Here is a 17,642-nt window from a genome sequence, read left to right as displayed (position 1 = left end):
CGGCATGAACGACGAGACACGATGGCTGAACGACACCGAGCGGCGCGCTTGGATGTCGCTGCTGGCCGTCGTGCTCGTCGGCTTCCCCGAGCTGGAGCGCACGTTCCGCCCGCACGGGCTGGTGCACGTGGAGTACGGGCTGCTGGCCGCGCTCAGCAACGAGGACGAGGGGCTGCGCCTGTCGGAGCTGGCGGCGCAGATGAACATGTCACAGAGCCGGCTCAGCCACCGCATGCGCAAACTGGTCGACCTCGGCTACGTGGAGGTGAGCGGCGACGCGTGCGACGGTCGGGTCAGCATCGCCCGGGTCACCGAGGCCGGCCGCCGCTTCGCCGAGCAGGTCTCCCCCGCCCACGTCGCCGACGTGCGGCGGCTCATCTTCGACCACCTCGACGAGGCACAGACCGCGGCGCTCGCCGACGCGCTCGGCGCGGTCGCCGACCGGCTCGGCTCGACCTGTCCCGGCGCTCCGAAGGGCCCGCCGGTGCCGAAGGCGCGCGCCTGAAACACAATCCGACCTGCAACCGGAAAGCCGTCACCGCATCGGGACCACAGAGCCTGTCGGCGCGTGGTCGGACAGGAATAGAGTGACCGCATGCGTGCCGTCGTGATCACCGGGGTGTCCCGCGGCCTGGGTGCCGCCCTCTTCGATGTGTGCAACGCGCGCGGCGATCGGGTCCTGGCGGTCGGCCGGCACTTCACCCCAGAACAGCGCCAGGGCCGGGACGACCGGCCCGGCGACATCACTCTCTTCTCCACCGACGTCGCCGACGCGCACTGGCTGCCCGACCACGACACGCTGCGGGCGTTCCTGCGCGACGCGGACGAGGCGGTGCTGCTGCACAACGCCGCCGTGGTCGACCCGATCGGCGCCGTCGGCAAGCTCAGCACCGAGGCGATCACGCACGCGATCGCGGTCAACCTGACCGCGCCGGTGGTGCTGACCAACAGCTTCCTGCGCGCGGCCCCCCGCGACGCGCGGCTCCGGGTGCTGTTCATCTCCTCCGGCGCCGCGCACCGGATCATCGACGGCTGGTCGCTGTACTGCACCACGAAGGCCGGCGGCGAGACCTTCTTCGAGGCGGTCGCCTCCCAGGTCGCCGACGACGAGCGGATCACCGTCGCCAGCGTCGACCCCGGGCAGATGGACACCGGCATGCAGGACAACATCCGCCGCGCGGCCTCGTCCGGCACCTACTTCCCCGGCCAGCAGCGGTGGATCGACGCGCACGCCGAGGGGCGGCTCGCCGATCCGATGACCGTCGCAGAGCGGATCCTGAAGGAGCACGCGCCGTAACGCGCTAGGCCGCCAGCACCTCACGCAGCCGCGGCGCGAACGCGGCGGCGTTGCCGTGCCCGCCGTGCCCGCCGGGGAACTCCGCGACCTCGACGCCGAGCCGCGACGCCAGTTCCTCGCCGGCGCGGTGCGGCGCCTCGCCCGCGCTGGCGGCGCCGACCGCCGGCACGATCCGGGCGGTGCCGGCCCGCAGGGCGTCGAGGTCCGGCACCCACACGCCGAAGGGCGGCACCTCGTACCCCACGAAAAACGGCAAATTCCCCTGCATCCGAGCCAATGCCTCAGCCGATGGCAGGTCCCCCGGCGCGGGCGTCTCGTCCGACGGCGACATCTCCACACCCGCGGCGAAGACGCCCATCGCCGCCTCCCAGCCGTCGTGGTGGAAGGTGTCCTCCACCCGCTTGATCAGGTCACGGAAGTGCGGGGCGTCGGCGAGCAGCTCGAACGTCGGCGGCTCGTGCGCCACCACCGTCCGGACCAGCTCGGGGTGCGGGGCCGCGAGCTCCAGGGCGATCTCGGCGCCGGAGCTGTTGCCGAACACGTCGGCCGGTTCGTCCTCGGTGACCCCGACGGCGGCGAGCAGCCGGTACGCGTCGTCGCCGTGCTCGTCGACCGACTGCACCGCGGGTGGGCCGTCGAGCCGGCTGCGCGAGTTGCCCCGCCGGTCGTACGTGACGACGGTCCGATCCCCGGCGAGCGCCTCGGCGAGGCCCGTGAACCCCTCGGCGTCGTACACGCCGCCGCAGATGAGCAACACGACCGGTCCGCTGCCACGGACCTCGTAGTGCAGCGTGGCCCCGGGCACCGTCAGCGTCTCGACCTTCATGATTCCTCCGGTTCCCTGCGTGGATTTCGGGGCTACTCGTGAGTAATTTCCGGGTTTACACTCGCGCCATGACCGCCACGCGAACTCCCGGCGTCCCCGCCATCGACGAGGGCTCGCTGATCTCGACCAGCCCGGCCAGCGGCGAAGAGGTCGGCCGCTTCCCGGTGGCCTCCCCCGATCATGTCACCGACGCGGTCGCCCGGGCCCGGGACGCGGCGGGTTGGTGGGCCGGACTCGGCTTCACCGGCCGGAGCAAGCGGCTCCTCGCGTTCCGCAGCGTGCTCACCAACCGCCTTGAGGAGCTCGCCGAGCTGATGCACCGCGAGGGCGGCAAGCCCACCGCGGACGCCCTGGTCGAGGCGATCGCCGCGATCGACCACGTGGCCTGGGCCGCGAAGCACGCCCGCAAGGTCCTCGGGCGGCGCAAGGTCGGCTCGTCGATCCTGCTCGCCGAGCACAGCTCATACCTGGAGTACCTGCCGTTCGGCGTCGTCGGCGTCATCGGACCCTGGAACTACCCGGTGCTGACGCCGATGGGTTCGATCGGGTACGCCCTCGCGGCCGGCAACGCCGTGGTCTTCAAGCCGAGCGAGTACACGCCCGCGGTGGGCCAGTGGGTCGTCGACCGGTTCGCCGAGGTCGTGCCGGAGCACCCCGTCCTGCAGATCGTGCACGGCATGGGCGACGTCGGCGGGGCCCTGTGCCGCTCCGGCGTCGACAAGATCGCGTTCACCGGCTCGACCGCCACCGGCAAGAAGGTCATGGCCGCCGCCGCCGAGACACTGACCCCGGTCCTGCTGGAATGCGGCGGCAAGGACGCCATGATCGTCGCTGCCGACGCCGACCTCGACGCCGCCGCCGATGCGTGCGTCTGGGGCGGCCTGACCAACGCGGGCCAGACCTGTGTCGGCATCGAGCGGGTGTACGTCGCCGACGCCGTCTACGACGAGTTCCTCGGCCGCGTGGTCGCCCGTGCGGCGAAGCTCACCGTCGGCGAGGAGGGCACCGCCGACATCGGGCCGATCACCATGCCGTCGCAGATCGACATCATCCGGCGGCACATCGAGGACGCCCTGACCCGCGGTGGCCGTGCCGTCCTGGGCGGCGCCGAGGCGGTCCGCCCACCGTTCGTCAGCCCCACGATCCTGGTCGACGTGCCGGAGGACGCCGCCGCCGTGCAGGAGGAGACCTTCGGCCCCACGCTCACCGTCGCCCGGGTCAAGAACGCCGGCGAGGCTGTCGCGCTGGCCAACGGCACCGGCTACGGCCTGGGCGGCTCGATCTTCTCCAAGTCCCACGGCCTGGAGCTGGCCCGCGGCGTCCGCTCCGGCATGACGTCGGTCAACTCGGCCCTCACCTTCGCCGGCATGCCGTCCCTGCCGTTCGGCGGCGTCGGCGGCTCCGGCTTCGGCCGCATCCACGGCGAGGACGGCCTGCGCGAGTTCACCCGCGCGAAGGCCATCGTGAAGCGCCGCGCCCCGACCCTGCTGGCGCTCACGACCTTCGACCGCACCCCGAAGACCATGAAGCAGGCCCTGAAGTTGGTAAAGCTCGTCCACGGCCGCTCCAAGTAGCCCGGCCGGCACAGCGCCGCACCTGCCACGTGCGGCGCTGTGCCCCTTTCGCGCGAAATGCCCGCCTAGCGCGCACCGAACTCCCGCCGCCGGGCCGCCACACCCCGTGATCAAGGCCACCCACCGGCCGCCCAGACGACCACCCAACGACTTCGATCAACCCCCGCATGATCAAAGCCGCCGCCCTGCAAGGCGGCAAGAGACCAGGCCCGAACAGGCAACCCGGAAACCCCGCCACGCACCGCAAGCACGGCGCATCACAGCGGCCCCACCCCACTCCAACCAGTAAAGACACCGACCGAGACGGCCTGGGGAAGCGCAGCGCCCGATCTCACCACACGGGCTGGTTACGAGAGTGCGGCCGCGCAGCGGACGCATGGGGGCCGCGGGTGGGAACCCCCGCCGCCGCGCCACAGGCGCGGCAGCTAGCACAGCGCGGCAGCTAGCACAGCGCGGCAGCTAGCACAGCAGCTAGAACAGCGTCAGTTCGTCCTTCACCATGCCGCGCAGGACGTTGTAGTCCAGGACGACGCAGCGGATGCCGCGGTCCTCGGCCAGGACTCTGGCCTGCGGCTTGATCTCCTGGGCGGCGAAGATGCCGCGGACCGGGGCGAGCAGGGGGTCGCGGCCCAGCAGCTCCAGGTAGCGGGTGAGCTGTTCGACGCCGTCGATCTCGCCGCGGCGTTTGATCTCGACGGCGACGGAGGCGCCCTGGGCGTCCTTGCACAGCAGGTCGACGGGGCCGATGGCGGTCATGTACTCGCGGCGGACCAGGGTGTAGCCCTCGCCGAGGGTCTGCGGGTGGGCGGCGAGCAGGACCTGCAGGTGGGCCTCGACACCGTCCTTGACCAGGCCGGGATCGATGCCGAGGGAGTGGGCGCTGTCGTGCAGGATCTCCTCGACGGTGATCTGCAGCTCCTCACCGCCCTTGTTGACGACCCTCCACAGGCCTTCGGACTCGTCCAGGCGGCAGGGCGGGGTCATCCACATCAGCGGCTTGTAGCCACCGGTGTCGGAGTGCACCAGCACGGAGCCGTCGGACTTGACCATGATGAGGCGGATGGCGGGCGGCAGGTGGGCCGTGAGCCGGCCGATGTAGTCGACCGAGCACTTGGCGATGACGAGACGCACGCGCGACAGCCTAGCCGCAGCGACCGGTGATGCCGGACTGACACCCGGTGCTCAGCGCCGGGGTGGCGCGTCGATGTCATGCTAGGGGCGTGCTGGAGTCATTGACGGGCCTCGGCCTGGCCACGTCGGCCGGGCTCAACGCCTACATCCCGTTGCTCTTGATCGGCGTGCTGGGGAGGTATACCGATCTCATCACGCTGCCCGAGAACTGGAAGTGGATGGAGAACGGGTGGACCCTGGCGATCGTCGTGGCGCTGCTGGCGGTCGAGTTCGTCGCTGACAAGGTTCCGGTGGTCGACCATGTCAACGACGTGATCCAGACGTTCGTGCGGCCGACCGCGGGTGGTCTCGCCTTCGGTGCGGCGTCGAGTTCCGAGACGGTGACCGTGACCGATCCGGGTTCGTTCTTCAGCAGCCATCAGTGGGTGCCGATCGTGGCCGGCGGGGCGATCTCGCTGGGCGTGCACGGAATGAAGGCGGCGTCGAGACCGGTGATCAACGCCAGCACGGCGGGCTTCGGCGCGCCGGTGGTGAGCATCATCGAGGACATCGCGAGTGTCTTCATGTCGCTGGTGGCGATCATCCTGCCGGTGCTGGTGCTGCTGTTCGTCGTGCTGCTGGGGCTGGTGTTCTGGTGGATGATGCGCCGGCGCAAGCGCCGCAAGGAGGAGAAGGCGGCCGCCAGGTGGGCGCAGTCCCAGGGGTACCGGCCCACCTGACGATTGGTCAGCCCACGTGCCCGGCCAGGACGGAGATGATCGGGATCACCTGGCTGAGCTGGATCGGCAGCTCCGGCTGATGCGGGGGTTCCGTGGGGGCGCCGGTCTGGTTGGTGACCAGGATCGAGACCGGCCGGCCGCCGGGCTTGACGCACCGGACCTCCCAGCCCGGCCTGGTCAGCCCCAGCTCAGGGCGGACCGCGACGTCGTCGACCCGGCCACAGGAGATGCCGCCCGACGGGTCGGTCATGATCGTGCAGGACTGGAGGCCGGCGCAGCCGGTGGCGGCGTCCACGCCGTGCGGCCAGACCGTCACCACCACGGTGCCCTGGCGGCCGGCGACGTCCACCCGGGACCGCGCCGAGGTCGCGGCACCGCCGTCGGGCGGCAGCACGATCTGCGGTGGCAGGTCGAGCCACCGCACCCGCTGCGGCAGCAGGCTGCGCATCGAGTCGTCGAAGAACCGGTTGATGTCCGGCGGGTCGGACCCGCGGCCCGAAGGACCCGCGGAGAAATCGATGGCCGGATCCGTGGACGGACCGGCGACGGGCGCGCCCCCAGCGGGCAGCAACGCGACCGCGCCCACCACCGCTGCCGCGGACCCGCTCAGCGCCGCCCGCCGCAGCCACCGCAGGCCGGTCCGGCGCCGCACGATCCCGTCCACGTCCACGGTGGACGGCGGCGGGGTGCCGATCAACTCGTCGAAGAGCTGGTGCGTCATCGTTGGTCCCCCGATGCGGCGAGTTGGCGCAACGCGGCCAGGGCGCGCGCGGACTGGCTCTTGACCGTTCCCGTGGAGATGCCGAGCAGGTCGGCGGTCTCCTCGACCGAGCAGTTGAGGTAGAAGCGCAGCACCAGCACGGCCCGCTGGCGCTTGCCGAGCGACCCGAGCAGGTCGTCGAGCGTGGCGCGGTCGTCGACCCGGTCGTGCGGGCGGTGGGCCGGCTCGGGCAGGTGCGCGCTGGCCCGCTCCCGGGACCAGGGCCGGCGGCGTTCGTCGAGCCAGGTCCGGGTCAGCACCCGCTGGGCGAACGCGTCCGGATTGTCGGCCCGGCGCACCTTCGCCCAGTGCCAGTAGAGCTTGCCCACCATGATCGACACCAGGTCGTCGGCGGCGTGCCAGTCACGGCAGAGCAGGAACGCGGTGCGCCGCCACCGGTCCATCCGTGTGGCGACGAACTCGCGGAACTCGTCGTCCTGCGACATCGAACACCCCCTTTTCTCCGCGCTACGACGGCGCGAACCGGAGAAAGGTTGCCCGGGGATCAGGGAAGTTTGTGCGCCTCCCGCACGACGGTGACGAGTTCGTCGACGACGTCGGTGATCGCGAAGTCCTTCGGCGTGAAGACCCGGGCGACACCCGAGGCCCGCAACGCCTGCGCGTCATCGGGCGGAATGATGCCGCCGACCACGACCGGCAGGTCGTCGAGCCCCTCGGCCCGGAGCCCGGCCAGCACCGACGCCACCGCTGCCAGATGAGAACCGGACAGGACCGAGAGGCCGACGAGGTCCACGTCCTCCTCGACCGCCGCCGCGACGATCTGCGCCGGGGTGAGGCGGATCCCCTGGTACACCACCTCGAAGCCGGCGTCGCGGGCGCGGACGGCGATCTGTTCGGCCCCGTTGGAGTGCCCGTCGAGGCCGGGCTTGCCGACCAGCATCCGCAGCCGGCCGGCGCCGAGTTCCTCCGCGGTGCGCCGGACCCGCTCGCGCACGGCCACCAGCGCGGTGCCGGGAACTGCTGCGGACACGGCGCCGGTGAGGCCGGTGGGCGCGCGGTACTCGCCGAAGACGTCCCGGAGCACGGACGCCCACTCGCCGGTCGTCACGCCCGCGCGGACGCAGTCGAGGGTGGCCTCCATGAGGTTGCCCGTGCCGCCGGCGACCTCCCGCAGCCGCGCGAGCGCCGCGTCGACCTCGCCGGCCGCGCGGGTGGCGCGCCAGGACGCCAGGGACTCCACGGCCGCCGCCTCGACCGCCGGGTCGATCTGCTCGATCGCCGCAGCACCGGCGGCGACCAGCGGGGACGGCTCGGTCTCGGGGAAGCGGTTGACGCCGACCACGACGTCCTCGCCGCGTTCCATCCGCCCGCGCCGCTCGGCGAGCGAGGCGACGAGCGCGCTCTTGAGGTATCCGGACTCGACGGCGGCCACGACGCCGCCCATCGCCAGGACGCGGTCGAGCTCGGCGGTCGCCCCGGCGACGAGGTCGTCCACCAGGGCGGTCATGACGTGCGAGCCCTCGAACAGGTCGGGGTATTCCAGCAGATCGGACTCGAAGGCGAGGACCTGCTGCATGCGCAGGGACCACTGCTGGTCCCACGGTCGCGGCAGGCCGAGTGCTTCATTCCACGCCGGCAGTTGTACGGCACGTGCCCGGGCGTCCCGGGACAGTGTGACGCCCAGCATCTCCAGCACGATGCGCTGCACGTTGTTCTCGGGCTGCGACTCGGTGAGGCCGAGGCTGTTGACCTGCACGCCGTACCGGAACCGCTTTGCCGACTTATCCGAAATTTCGTATCTTTCTGTCAACAGGCGGTCCCACAGCAGGCCGAAGGCGCGCATCTTCGCGGTCTCCTCGACGAAGCGGACCGACGCGTTGACGAAGAACGAGATCCTTGCCGCGACGGCGGCGAAGTCGGCCACCTGCCCCGAGTCGCGCACCGAGTCAAGGACGGCGATCGCGGTGGCCAGGGCGAAGGCGAGCTCCTGCACCGGCGTCGCGCCGGCCTCCTGCAAGTGATACGAGCAGATGTTGACCGGGTTCCACTTCGGGCAGTTCGCCACCGTCCACGCGATCGTGTCGGTGGTCAGGCGCAGCGACGGCCCCGGCGGGAAGATGTGCGTGCCCCGGGACAGGTACTCCTTGACGATGTCGTTCTGCGTCGTGCCCGCCAACGAGGCAAGCGGCGCGCCCTGCTCCCGCGCGACCGTCACGTAGAGGCTCAGCAGCCACATGGCTGTGGCGTTGATGGTCATCGACGTGTTGGCGAGCCCGAGGTCGATGCCGTCGAAGAGGGTCCTCATGTCGCCGAGGTGCGAGATCGGCACGCCGACCCGGCCGACCTCACCGCGCGCCAGCTCGGCGTCGGGGTCGTAGCCGGTCTGCGTGGGCAGGTCGAACGCCACCGACAGGCCGGTCTGCCCCTTGCCCAGATTGCGCCGGAACAGCGCGTTGGACGCGGCCGCCGATGAGTGGCCGGCATAGGTGCGCATGACCCATGGGCGGTCGCGTTCGGGAAGCTTCGCCATACGAGCACCTTACTGAACGGTAATTTATCCAGGCCGGTGAAAATCCTCACCGGTGCCTGGTGCCATAGTGGTCGCCGTGACGGAAGCGATCACCGTGCGCGGGCTACACAAGCGGTACAAGGGGCATGTCGCCGTCGACGGCGTCGACCTCGATGTCCACCGCGGTGAGGTGTTCGCCCTGCTGGGCCCGAACGGTGCGGGCAAGACCACGACCGTGGAGATCCTCGAGGGATTCCGCAAGCGCACGGCCGGGGAGGCGACGGTCCTCGGCGTCGACCCGCAGGACGCCGACGGGGCCTGGCGGCAGCGGGTCGGCATCGTGCTGCAGAGCACCGGCGAGTTCGACGACCTGACCGTCCGCGAGGTCGTGCACCACTTCGCGCGGTACTACCGCAACGCCGACGACCCGGACGCCGTCATCGAACGGGTCGGGCTCGCCGACAAGCGCGGCGCCCGGACCCGGGTCCTGTCCGGCGGGCAGAAGCGCCGCCTCGACGTGGCGCTCGGCATCATCGGCCGGCCGGAGCTGCTGTTCCTGGACGAGCCGACGACCGGCTTCGACCCGGAGGCACGCCGCGAGTTCTGGGGCCTGATCCGGCAGCTCGCCGCCGGCGGCACCACGATCCTGCTCACCACGCACTACCTGGACGAGGCCGAGACCCTCGCCGACCGGGTCGGCGTGCTCGTCGGCGGCAAGCTCGTCGCCGTCGACACCCCGTCGCGGCTGGGCAACCGGGGCACCGCCGCCGCGACCGTCGGCTGGCACACCCCCGACGGCCCCCGGCAGGAGCAGACCGACACCCCGACCACGGTCGTGGCCAGGCTCGCCGAGCAGTTCGGCGGCGAGGTCCCCGGCCTGACCGTGACCAGACCCAGCCTCGAGGACGTGTACCTGCGGATGATCGGTGCCGGCGAATGACGACGTTGCGGCTCGGGTTCGCCCGTGGCGGGCTGGAGATCAAGCAGTTCCTGCGCAGCCGGGAGTCGGTGATCTTCACCCTCGTCTTCCCGCTCCTGCTGCTGGTCATCTTCGGGTCGGTCTTCGATGCCGAGATCGCCCCGGGTGTGTCGTTCACCCAGTACTTCGCCGCCGGCATCATCGCCGCCGGGCTGCTGACCACGGGATTCCAGTCCCTGGCCATCCAGATCCCGATGGAGCGCGAGAAGGGCATCCTCAAGCGGCTGCGGGGCACGCCGATGCCGCGCACCGCGTACTTCATCGGCAAGGTCGTCATGGTCCTCGCCATCGGCGCGGCGGAGACCGTGGTGCTGGTGGCGACCGCCGCGGCCTTCTACGACCTGCCGGTGCCCTCGACCGCCGCGAAGTGGGCGACGTTCGGCTGGGTGTCGCTGCTCGGCATCAGCGCGTGCACGCTGTGCGGGATCGCCTTCTCCTCCCTCGCCCGGACCGGGCGCGGCGCGCCGGCGATCGTCACCCCCGTCGCACTGGTGCTGCAGTTCATCTCGGGCGTCTTCTTCCAGTACACGAGCATCCCCGACTGGATGCGTACCATCGCCTCGCTGTTCCCGCTGAAGTGGATGACGCAGGGCATGCGTTCGGTGTTCCTGCCGGACTCGTTCGCGGCGCAGGAGGTCGGCGGCGGCTGGCAGCTCGGATACGTCGCGATCGCGCTGGGCGCGTGGGTCGTCATCGGCCTGGCGTTGTGCGTGTTCACGTTCCGCTGGACCGACCGGGGGTAATTGCTTAAAGCCCGCTGCCGCGGCGCCGATCAGGGCAAGGTGATGGGTCGGCTGGGCAGGGCGGTCCGGCATGCCGGCACGGTCGGCATCCTGGCGATCCTGCTCGTTCTCGCCCTCGGCCTGGCGGCGTCCTGGAACGCCGCCGGCTCGCTGCGCCACAACCAGCAGGCGCGCGCCAACGCGGTCATGGACCGGGACACCTCGCTCGCCGAGGCCGCCGTCCGCACGGAGATCCATCGGTACCTGGATGCCCTGCGTACCGTCGCGGCGGCGGTCGGGGCGCACGAGACGCTGACCTTCGACGACTTCGCCACCACCACCGCCCCGCTGCGGGACGCCGGGCTGCCGGGCGCCACATCGCTGGTCTTCGTCGTGCCCGCGGAGGACTCGCAGCTGGACGACGTGGAGCGGTTCTGGCGCGACCGCGGCGTCACCAACCTCGACCTGACCGCCAAGGGCAGCGGCCGGGAGCACCTGTTCGTCATCTTCTCCCGCCCGCTGGACGGGGCGCCCAGCACCGTCGCCGGCACCGACCTGTCCCAGTCCGCCGAGCCGACCGCCGCGCTCAACGAGGCCCGCCGCGCCGGCGGGCCTACCGTCTCCGACACCTACGTGCTGCTGCGCGACCGCGCACTGCTGGTGGCGCGGCAGCAGCTGTCGTTCGCGATCGCGGCCCCGGTGTACGGCAACCCGACGGCGTCGGGCAGCAAGACGTTCAAGGGCTGGGTCGTCTTCGGCCTGCGCGGGCAGAACTTCGTCGGCGGCGTGCTGGACGAGGCCACCCAGGGCAAGGTCGACGCCGCCCTGTGGGCCGACAACGGCGGCGGCCAGGACACCCGCGTGGCGTACCTGCACCGCGTCGCCGACGCGGACCTGGGCCGGCAGGTGACCATCCCGATCGCCAACCGGCAATGGCGGCTGATCCTGACCGCCGACTCCGGCCGGCTCGCCGGGCTGACCGGCCCGGCCAACACCGCGCCCCTCGCGATCGGCGCCGGCGGCACGATGCTGACGCTCCTGGTCGTGGTCATGCTGTGGGCCCTGGCGGGCGGCCGGGCCCGCGCCGAGGCCCGGGTCATCGCGGCCACCGCCGAGCTGCGCGAGGCCGAGCGCACCGCGCACCGGCAGGTCGCGCTGCTCAACGGCATCCTCGACCGGATCAGCGACGGCGTCGGCGTGGTCGACGAGCAGGGCGACTTCCTGGTGCACAACCCCGCGGCCAAGGCGATGCTCGGCGTGGAGGCCACCGCGAACGGCGTCGGCGACTGGCCGCAGCACTACGGCATCTACCGCCCCGACGGCAGGACCGAGTTCCCGGTCGAGGAGCTGCCGCTGGTCCGGGCACTGGCCGGGGAGTCCACCGACCGGATCGAGATGGTCATCCGCAACGCCGCCCGGCCCGAGGGCACCCTGCTGTCCGTCAGCGGCCGCCCGCTCGACGTCGACGGGCGGCGCGGCGCCATCGCGGTGTTCCACGACATCACCGAGGTCCGCGAGCGCGAGGGGGACCTGACCGCGTTCGCCGGCATCGTCGCGCACGACCTCAAGAACCCGCTGACGGTGATCGCGGCGCATGCCGAGATGGCGCACGACGCGCTCGAGCCGGCCGCGCCGCACTCGCGGGAGGCCCGGGAGGCCACCGCCAGCATCGCCCGGGTCAGCGCCGGGGTCGTGCGGATGCGGCGGCTCATCGACGACCTGCTCGCCTACACCACCGCCCGCGACGCGGCGCTGAAACCGCAGCCGCTGGACCTCAGCACGCTCGTCGGCGAGGTCGTCGCCGAACGGGTCAACCACCTGACCGTCCGCCCCGACATCTACGTCGGCCCGCTGCCCTGGGTCGAGGCGGACCCCGCCCTGCTGCGGCACGTGCTGGACAACCTCATCGGCAACGCCCTCAAGTACGTGCAGGCCGGCCGCACCCCGAAGGTCGACGTCAGCGCGTCGGCGGCCGGACCGGGCTGGGTCCGCATCGAGGTGGCCGACCGGGGCATCGGCGTGCCCGACGCCGACAAGCCCTACGTCTTCGAGTCGTTCCACCGGGCCCACGCCGGCCAGTCCTACGGCGGGACCGGCCTCGGCCTGGCGATCTGCCGCCGCGTCATCGACCGGCACGGCGGCACGATCTTCGTCGTGGACAACCCGGGCGGCGGCAGCCGCTTCAGCTTCACCGTGCCGGCGGCGCCGGTGCCCGTGCCGGCGGTCGTCACCGCTCACGAATACGTGTAGAACCCCTTCCCCGACTTGCGCCCCAGGTCACCCGCGATGACCATGCGCGCCAGCAGCTCCGGCGGGAAGAACTTCGGGTCGGCGGTGTCCGTGTGGATGTTCTTGGCGGCGTGGTACAGCACGTCCACGCCCGTCAGGTCGGTGGTGGCAAGGGGCCCCATCGCGTGGCCGAAGCCCAGCTTGCAGGCCAGGTCCAGGTCCTCGGCGCTCACCACGCCGCTCTCGACCAGCTGCACCGCCTCGACGACCAGCGCGGCGATCAGCCGGGTGGTGACGAACCCGGCGACGTCCCGGTTGACCACGATGCAGGTCTTGCCGATCTCCTCCGCGAAGCTCCTGGCGGTCGCGAGGGTCGCGTCGCTGGTCTTGTACCCGCGTACCAGCTCGCACAGCTTCATCACCGGCACGGGGCTGAAGAAGTGCGTCCCCACGACCTGCTCGGGCCGTTGCGTCGCGGTCGCGATCTGCGTCACGGGGATCGCGGAGGTGTTGGTCGCCAGCACCGCGTCGGCCCGGCAGATCTTGTCCAGCGTGCCGAACAGCTCCTGCTTCACGTCCAGCCGCTCGAACACCGCCTCGACCACGATGTCCGCCTCGCCCGCCGCGTCGAGGTCCGTGGTGGTCGTGATCCGCGCGAGGGTTTCCTGCACATCACCCTCGGCGATCACGCCCTTGCTCGCGAACTTGGTCAGCGACTTCTCGATCCCGTCGACGCCGCGCCGGACCGCCTCATCGGTCAGGTCCCGCAGCGTCACCTCCCACCCGGCCTGCGCGGCGACCTGGGCGATGCCCGACCCCATCAGCCCCGCTCCGATGACCGCCAACCGACCCGCCATGTGACACCCCTTCGTATCGTCTCGACCCGCTGACCTTATCCGGCTCCGGAGAGTGATCATCTAGTGGCAGACTGTCGAGGTGCCCCTCATGTACCTCGCAGGATGGGCGGCCTCGGCCGGTGCACTCGCCACCCTCATCCTGATCATCCGGCTGCTCCGCTTCGGCGAACGCAGGGCCGCACCACCCCGCGGCCTCCACCCGTCCAGCCTGGACACCACCCTCGACTACGGGCTGCTGCGGTCGGTGTCGCTGATCGGCGACCTGGCGTTCGCCCGCGACGTCCGCGACCGCCTGCGCCACAACGGCGTCCGAGCCACCACCGCCACCGGCCACGACGGCATGGTCCGCGTCCTGGTCTTCGCCGACGAGTACGACCGCGCCAGACTCCTCCTGGCCCCCTGACCCAACCATCGGTACGCAGGACGCCGGGGCATAAAACAGCGGCCTCCACCGGATGCCGCGTGAGCGGATCCCAGCCAGCGCGCCAGCGCGGCTGTGCGAGCGCAGCGAGCATTGGGGGTCCGGGGTGAGAATCCCCCGGCGGGACCCGCCGCGAAGCGGTGGGGCAGCGAGCCTATGGCGAAGCCACAGGCGGGAAACAGCTATCAGAAGTCGAACTGGTCCGGGGGTGCGGCGGCGCGTTCGACCTCGACGCCGAGGCCGCGCAGGTCGGATTCGAAGCTCGGATACCCACGGTCGATGTGGTGCACGTGGCGGATCTCGGTGACCCCGTCGGCGCACAGCCCCGCGATCGCCAGCCCCGCGCCGGCGCGGATGTCGGTCGCCGTGACCGGGGCACCCGAGAGGCGCTCGACGCCGCGGACGACGGCGTGGTGGCCGTCGGTGCGGATGTCGGCGCCGAGGCGGGACATCTCGTTGATGAACATGAACCGGCCGTCGAAGATGTTCTCGGTGACGAGGGACGAGCCCTCGCTGACCGAGGCGAGACCGACCGCCATCGGGAGCAGGTCGGTGGCGAAGCCGGGGAACGGCAGGGTGACCACGTCGACCGCGCGCGGGCGGTCGGTCATCCGGACCCGGAAGGAGTCCGCGGCGGTGTCGACCTGGCCGCCGGCGGTGGCGACCTTGTCCAGCGCGATCTCCAGGAAGCCCGGGTCGATGCCGTGCACGGTGACGTCGCCGCGGGTCATGGCGGCGGCGAAGGCCCAGGTGCCGGCGACGATGCGGTCGCCGACGGTGCGGTGCTCGACGGGGCGCAGCTCCGCGACGCCGTCCACGACGAGGCGGGAGGAGCCGGCGCCGGAGATCTCGGCGCCCATGTCGGTGAGCATGCGGCAGATGTCGACGATCTCGGGCTCGCGGGCCGCGTTGTCGATCTCGGTGCGGCCGTTGGCCAGGACCGCCGCCATGAGGAGGTTCTCGGTGGCGCCGACGCTGGGGAAGTCGAGCCAGATGGTGGCGCCGTGCAGCTTCGGGGCGGTGGCGATCACGAAGCCGTGCTCGCCGGAGATGTCGGCGCCCATCCGGCGCAGGCCCTCCACGTGCATGTCGAGGCCCCGCGAGCCGATCGCGTCGCCGCCGGGGTGGGCCACGCGGACGTGGCCGCAGCGGGCCAGCAGCGGGCCCAGCACGCAGATGGAGGCGCGCAGCCTGCGCACGAGGTCGTAGTCGGCCTCGGTGCCGAGGCGTTCGGGCACGTCGATGATGACGCGGTCCTCGTCCTGCTCGACCTCGCAGCCGAGCCGGCGCAGCACCTCCGCCATGATGGCGATGTCGGTGATGCGGGGCACGTTGGTGAGCACCGACCGCCCGGTGGCCAGCAGCGCGGCCGCCATGAGCTTGAGTGCGGAATTCTTGGCGCCGACGACCGACACGTCACCGGCGAGCCTGGCGCCGCCCATCACACGGATCACGTCCACGTCGGTCATCGTAGGGGCATTCCGTACCGTGCAAACCATGGCCATTCACCTCACCCGCATCTACACGAAGACCGGTGACACCGGCACGACCGGATTGGGCGACTTCTCCCGGGTCCCGAAGACCCATCCGCGGATCGGTGCGTACGCCGACGTGGACGAGGCCAACGCCGCGCTCGGCGTCGCCGTGGCCATGGGTGACCTGGCCGAGGAGCTGCGGACGGTGCTGCACGTGGTGCAGAACGACCTGTTCGACGTCGGCGCCGACCTGTGCAACCCGATCACCGAAGCGCCGGAGTACCCACCGCTGCGGGTGACGGAGGAGTACCTGACGCGGCTGGAGGGCTGGTGCGACGCGTTCAACGAGCGGCTGCCGAAGCTCGACTCGTTCATCCTTCCGGGCGGCACCCCGGGCGCGGCGCTGCTCAACGTGGCGCGGACGGTGACGCGCCGGGCCGAGCGCAGCGCGTGGGCGCTGATGGAGCTCGACCCGGAGCACACGAACGAGCTGGCGGTGAAGTACCTGAACCGGCTGTCGGACCTGCTGTTCATCCTCGGCCGGGTGGCCAACCCCGACGGTGACGTGAAATGGGTGCCGGGCGCGAACCGTTAAAGACCGTAGACCCCCAGGCCTTCGCCGGTGTGGATGAGCACGCGGCCGTCGGCGACGACCGGCCCCGAGGTCGCACCCTCAGGGCCGGTCCACCGGACCTGGCGGGTGGCCGGGTCCATGGCGAGGACCCGGCCGAGGTTGACGTACAGGACGCCGTTGGCCAGGACCGGAGTCGCACTGAAGAAGCTGTTGTTGATGGCGGGACCGGCCTGGCTGAAGGTCCACCGGTCCGTGCCGGTCGCCGCGTCGATCGCGCGCAGGGCTGGCGGCGTCACGGAGAAATCGACGCCGTACAGGGTCGAGTCCAGCACGGCGGGGAAGCTGAAGGCGCCGCCCCGGTTCCACAGCAGCCGCCCGGTGGCTCCGTCGTAGGCGACCAGGGCGCCGGCCAGGAACACCCGGCCGCCAGCGGCCACCGGGGCGAACTGCAGCTGCGTCACCGTCACCGGCACCGACCACAGGACGGCGCCCGTGCCCGCGTCGACGGCGCTCAGCAGGCCCGAGTTGCCACCGGCGAGGTAGAGCCGCCCGCTGTCGTAGGTCAGGGTGGCCTGGGTGTAGCCGGTGAGCTCGCGGGTCCAGCGGACCGCGCCGGTGGCGGCGTTGAAGGCGTAGATGAGCGTGTTGTCGCCCTGGGCGTCGCCCTTGGCGTAGAGGGTGTCACCGACCAGGATCGGCGCGTGGAACAGCTGGTTGCCGTCGATCCTGACGGCCCACCGTTCCGCGCCGGTGGCGGTGTCGTACGCGCGGACCCAGCCGGTCAGCGTCCCGCCGAAGGCGAGGCCGTTGCCGACGGTCGCCGGGGTGGTGAACCGCAGCGCAAACTCGCTCGACGCCGGCGACGTCCAGCGCACCGCGCCGGTGGCCAGGTCGACGGCCGCGAGCTGTCCGGCGCCGATCACCCCGTAGGCGGAGCCGTCGGCGGCGACCGGGGAGTCGATGTTGCCCGCGGTCAGGCGCAGCCGGTGCAGGCCCGCCACGTTGGCGTTGCCCAGGGTCCGCTCGCCCGCGTTGACCCCCGCGTGTCCCGGCCCGCCGCCCCAGGTCGGCCAGGCCGCCGAGGTGGTCGGGGGCACCACCGTCGGGTACACCTCGAGCTCGAACAACGAGTAGCCGTACCGGGTGGCCCGGGTCAGCCCCGTCATGCGCACGAATCGGGCGGGTGTGGCGCTGGTGACGTCGATCGTCTGGGTTCCGCCGGTACCGGTGGCGGCCGGCACCAGGTCGAACCAGGAACCGGCGGCCCCGGTGGCGGAACCCTGCAGCGTGAAGGTGCGCGCGAAGGCGGCCTCCCAGCGCAGGGTGACCCGGCACAGCTGCTGGGCGGTGCCGAGGTCGACCTGCAGCCACTGCGGGTCGCTGAAGGCGCTGGACCAGCGGGTCCCGGTGTTGCCGTCGAACGCCTTCGCCGGCAGCAGGCTGCCGTTCTCCGAGGAGGACGCGGTGGCGGGACGGTTGAGCGCGATGTTGGTGCCGCCGCAGGTGACGGCGGCGGTCGCGGCGGGGGTGGGCACCGCGAACAGGACCGCCGTGGTGAGAACCAGGGCAGCAAGCATTCTGGGCAGCAAGGGATGCTCCTAGGGGTGG

The 17,642-nt window shown here is 71.6% G+C and carries 17 protein-coding genes; 9 read left to right on the top strand and 8 right to left on the bottom strand.

The window, feature by feature from the left end; genetic code table 11:
* Positions 1-4: 4 nt before the first annotated feature.
* Both ACFPIJ_RS41290 and ACFPIJ_RS41285 read left to right on the top strand, forming a co-directional pair.
* Complete coding sequence (locus ACFPIJ_RS41290; RefSeq protein WP_380123950.1) at positions 5-505, top strand: MarR family winged helix-turn-helix transcriptional regulator; 501 nt, start codon at positions 5-7, stop codon at positions 503-505.
* A gap of 90 nt (positions 506-595) precedes the next feature.
* The gene (locus ACFPIJ_RS41285; protein ID WP_380123948.1) at positions 596-1,297 is read left to right on the top strand and encodes an SDR family NAD(P)-dependent oxidoreductase; all 702 of its coding nucleotides are present in this window, start codon (positions 596-598) and stop codon (positions 1,295-1,297) included.
* 4 nt (positions 1,298-1,301) lie between these two features.
* Here ACFPIJ_RS41285 and ACFPIJ_RS41280 read toward each other — a convergent pair whose 3' ends face one another.
* Positions 1,302-2,123: an alpha/beta fold hydrolase gene (locus ACFPIJ_RS41280; RefSeq protein WP_380123946.1), complete on the bottom strand. Its 822-nt coding sequence runs from the start codon at positions 2,121-2,123 to the stop codon at positions 1,302-1,304.
* A 68-nt stretch (positions 2,124-2,191) separates the two neighbouring features.
* Here ACFPIJ_RS41280 and ACFPIJ_RS41275 point away from each other — a divergent pair, with 68 nt between their 5' ends.
* On the top strand, positions 2,192-3,697 hold the full coding sequence (locus ACFPIJ_RS41275; RefSeq protein ID WP_380123944.1) for an aldehyde dehydrogenase family protein: 1,506 nt from the start codon (positions 2,192-2,194) through the stop codon (positions 3,695-3,697).
* 471 nt (positions 3,698-4,168) lie between these two features.
* On the opposite strand, the gene nucS is transcribed toward ACFPIJ_RS41275, so the two are convergent.
* Positions 4,169-4,828 (bottom strand): endonuclease NucS, encoded by a 660-nt coding sequence (gene nucS / locus ACFPIJ_RS41270; protein ID WP_380123942.1) that lies wholly within the window; start codon positions 4,826-4,828, stop codon positions 4,169-4,171.
* Positions 4,829-4,917: 89 nt separating this feature from the next.
* Here nucS and ACFPIJ_RS41265 point away from each other — a divergent pair, with 89 nt between their 5' ends.
* The gene (locus tag ACFPIJ_RS41265) at positions 4,918-5,547 is read left to right on the top strand and encodes a DUF4126 domain-containing protein (RefSeq protein WP_380124071.1); all 630 of its coding nucleotides are present in this window, start codon (positions 4,918-4,920) and stop codon (positions 5,545-5,547) included.
* 7 nt (positions 5,548-5,554) lie between these two features.
* Here the strand turns inward: ACFPIJ_RS41265 and ACFPIJ_RS41260 are convergent, their stop codons facing one another.
* From ACFPIJ_RS41260 to ACFPIJ_RS41250, 3 genes are read right to left on the bottom strand one after another with little or no spacing between them, the layout of a single operon-like run.
* On the bottom strand, positions 5,555-6,268 hold the full coding sequence (locus ACFPIJ_RS41260) for a hypothetical protein (RefSeq protein WP_380123940.1): 714 nt from the start codon (positions 6,266-6,268) through the stop codon (positions 5,555-5,557).
* A complete protein-coding gene (locus tag ACFPIJ_RS41255; protein ID WP_380123938.1) occupies positions 6,265-6,753 on the bottom strand; it encodes a SigE family RNA polymerase sigma factor in 489 nt (162 codons plus the stop codon). The genes ACFPIJ_RS41260 and ACFPIJ_RS41255 overlap by 4 nt, the downstream gene beginning before the upstream one ends.
* 59 nt (positions 6,754-6,812) lie before the next feature.
* The gene (locus tag ACFPIJ_RS41250; RefSeq protein ID WP_380123937.1) at positions 6,813-8,798 is read right to left on the bottom strand and encodes a protein meaA; all 1,986 of its coding nucleotides are present in this window, start codon (positions 8,796-8,798) and stop codon (positions 6,813-6,815) included.
* Positions 8,799-8,874: 76 nt separating this feature from the next.
* Here ACFPIJ_RS41250 and ACFPIJ_RS41245 point away from each other — a divergent pair, with 76 nt between their 5' ends.
* From ACFPIJ_RS41245 to ACFPIJ_RS41235, 3 genes are read left to right on the top strand one after another with little or no spacing between them, the layout of a single operon-like run.
* On the top strand, positions 8,875-9,717 hold the full coding sequence (locus tag ACFPIJ_RS41245; RefSeq protein ID WP_380123935.1) for an ABC transporter ATP-binding protein: 843 nt from the start codon (positions 8,875-8,877) through the stop codon (positions 9,715-9,717).
* Positions 9,714-10,499 (top strand): ABC transporter permease, encoded by a 786-nt coding sequence (locus tag ACFPIJ_RS41240; RefSeq protein ID WP_380123932.1) that lies wholly within the window; start codon positions 9,714-9,716, stop codon positions 10,497-10,499. The genes ACFPIJ_RS41245 and ACFPIJ_RS41240 overlap by 4 nt, the downstream gene beginning before the upstream one ends.
* Positions 10,500-10,541: 42 nt before the next feature.
* Entirely contained in the window at positions 10,542-12,728 is a 2,187-nt protein-coding gene (locus ACFPIJ_RS41235) for an ATP-binding protein (RefSeq protein ID WP_380124069.1), read from the top strand.
* Here the strand turns inward: ACFPIJ_RS41235 and ACFPIJ_RS41230 are convergent.
* Positions 12,713-13,564 carry a 3-hydroxyacyl-CoA dehydrogenase family protein gene (locus ACFPIJ_RS41230; protein WP_380123930.1) on the bottom strand — a complete coding sequence of 284 codons (852 nt, stop codon included), beginning with the start codon at positions 13,562-13,564 and terminating at the stop codon, positions 12,713-12,715. The two genes, ACFPIJ_RS41235 and ACFPIJ_RS41230, sit on opposite strands and share 16 nt — an antisense overlap.
* 88 nt (positions 13,565-13,652) lie before the next feature.
* Here ACFPIJ_RS41230 and ACFPIJ_RS41225 point away from each other — a divergent pair, with 88 nt between their 5' ends.
* Entirely contained in the window at positions 13,653-13,967 is a 315-nt protein-coding gene (locus ACFPIJ_RS41225) for a hypothetical protein (protein WP_380123928.1), read from the top strand.
* Between the two features lie 203 nt (positions 13,968-14,170).
* Here the strand turns inward: ACFPIJ_RS41225 and murA are convergent, their stop codons facing one another.
* Positions 14,171-15,454 (bottom strand): UDP-N-acetylglucosamine 1-carboxyvinyltransferase, encoded by a 1,284-nt coding sequence (murA, locus tag ACFPIJ_RS41220; protein ID WP_380123926.1) that lies wholly within the window; start codon positions 15,452-15,454, stop codon positions 14,171-14,173.
* A 28-nt stretch (positions 15,455-15,482) separates the two neighbouring features.
* On the opposite strand from murA, the gene ACFPIJ_RS41215 reads away from it, so the two are divergent.
* The gene (locus ACFPIJ_RS41215; protein ID WP_380123924.1) at positions 15,483-16,055 is read left to right on the top strand and encodes a cob(I)yrinic acid a,c-diamide adenosyltransferase; all 573 of its coding nucleotides are present in this window, start codon (positions 15,483-15,485) and stop codon (positions 16,053-16,055) included.
* On the opposite strand, the gene ACFPIJ_RS41210 is transcribed toward ACFPIJ_RS41215, so the two are convergent.
* Complete coding sequence (locus ACFPIJ_RS41210; RefSeq protein ID WP_380123922.1) at positions 16,052-17,611, bottom strand: outer membrane protein assembly factor BamB family protein; 1,560 nt, start codon at positions 17,609-17,611, stop codon at positions 16,052-16,054. The two genes, ACFPIJ_RS41215 and ACFPIJ_RS41210, sit on opposite strands and share 4 nt — an antisense overlap.
* Between the last annotated feature and the right edge of the window lie 31 nt (positions 17,612-17,642).

It is taken from the genome of Dactylosporangium cerinum (assembly GCF_042653625.1).
Lineage (GTDB): Bacteria > Actinomycetota > Actinomycetes > Mycobacteriales > Micromonosporaceae > Dactylosporangium > Dactylosporangium cerinum.
This window is presented reverse-complemented; position numbering and strand designations above follow the sequence as displayed.

Bases quoted from the DNA above. Each gene is read 5' to 3' on its own strand.
- ACFPIJ_RS41280 (WP_380123946.1), bottom strand. From the start codon at position 2,123: ATGAAGGTCGAGACGCTGACGGTGCCCGGGGCCACGCTGCACTACGAG.
- ACFPIJ_RS41260 (WP_380123940.1), bottom strand. From the start codon at position 6,268: ATGACGCACCAGCTCTTCGACGAGTTGATCGGCACCCCGCCGCCGTCC.
- ACFPIJ_RS41235 (WP_380124069.1), top strand. From the start codon at position 10,542: ATGGGTCGGCTGGGCAGGGCGGTCCGGCATGCCGGCACGGTCGGCATC.
- ACFPIJ_RS41230 (WP_380123930.1), bottom strand. From the start codon at position 13,564: ATGGCGGGTCGGTTGGCGGTCATCGGAGCGGGGCTGATGGGGTCGGGC.
- ACFPIJ_RS41290 (WP_380123950.1), top strand. From the start codon at position 5: ATGAACGACGAGACACGATGGCTGAACGACACCGAGCGGCGCGCTTGG.
- murA (WP_380123926.1), bottom strand. From the start codon at position 15,454: ATGACCGACGTGGACGTGATCCGTGTGATGGGCGGCGCCAGGCTCGCC.
- ACFPIJ_RS41275 (WP_380123944.1), top strand. From the start codon at position 2,192: ATGACCGCCACGCGAACTCCCGGCGTCCCCGCCATCGACGAGGGCTCG.
- ACFPIJ_RS41225 (WP_380123928.1), top strand. From the start codon at position 13,653: ATGTACCTCGCAGGATGGGCGGCCTCGGCCGGTGCACTCGCCACCCTC.
- ACFPIJ_RS41215 (WP_380123924.1), top strand. From the start codon at position 15,483: ATGGCCATTCACCTCACCCGCATCTACACGAAGACCGGTGACACCGGC.
- ACFPIJ_RS41210 (WP_380123922.1), bottom strand. From the start codon at position 17,611: ATGCTTGCTGCCCTGGTTCTCACCACGGCGGTCCTGTTCGCGGTGCCC.
- ACFPIJ_RS41250 (WP_380123937.1), bottom strand. From the start codon at position 8,798: ATGGCGAAGCTTCCCGAACGCGACCGCCCATGGGTCATGCGCACCTAT.
- ACFPIJ_RS41255 (WP_380123938.1), bottom strand. From the start codon at position 6,753: ATGTCGCAGGACGACGAGTTCCGCGAGTTCGTCGCCACACGGATGGAC.
- ACFPIJ_RS41285 (WP_380123948.1), top strand. From the start codon at position 596: ATGCGTGCCGTCGTGATCACCGGGGTGTCCCGCGGCCTGGGTGCCGCC.
- ACFPIJ_RS41240 (WP_380123932.1), top strand. From the start codon at position 9,714: ATGACGACGTTGCGGCTCGGGTTCGCCCGTGGCGGGCTGGAGATCAAG.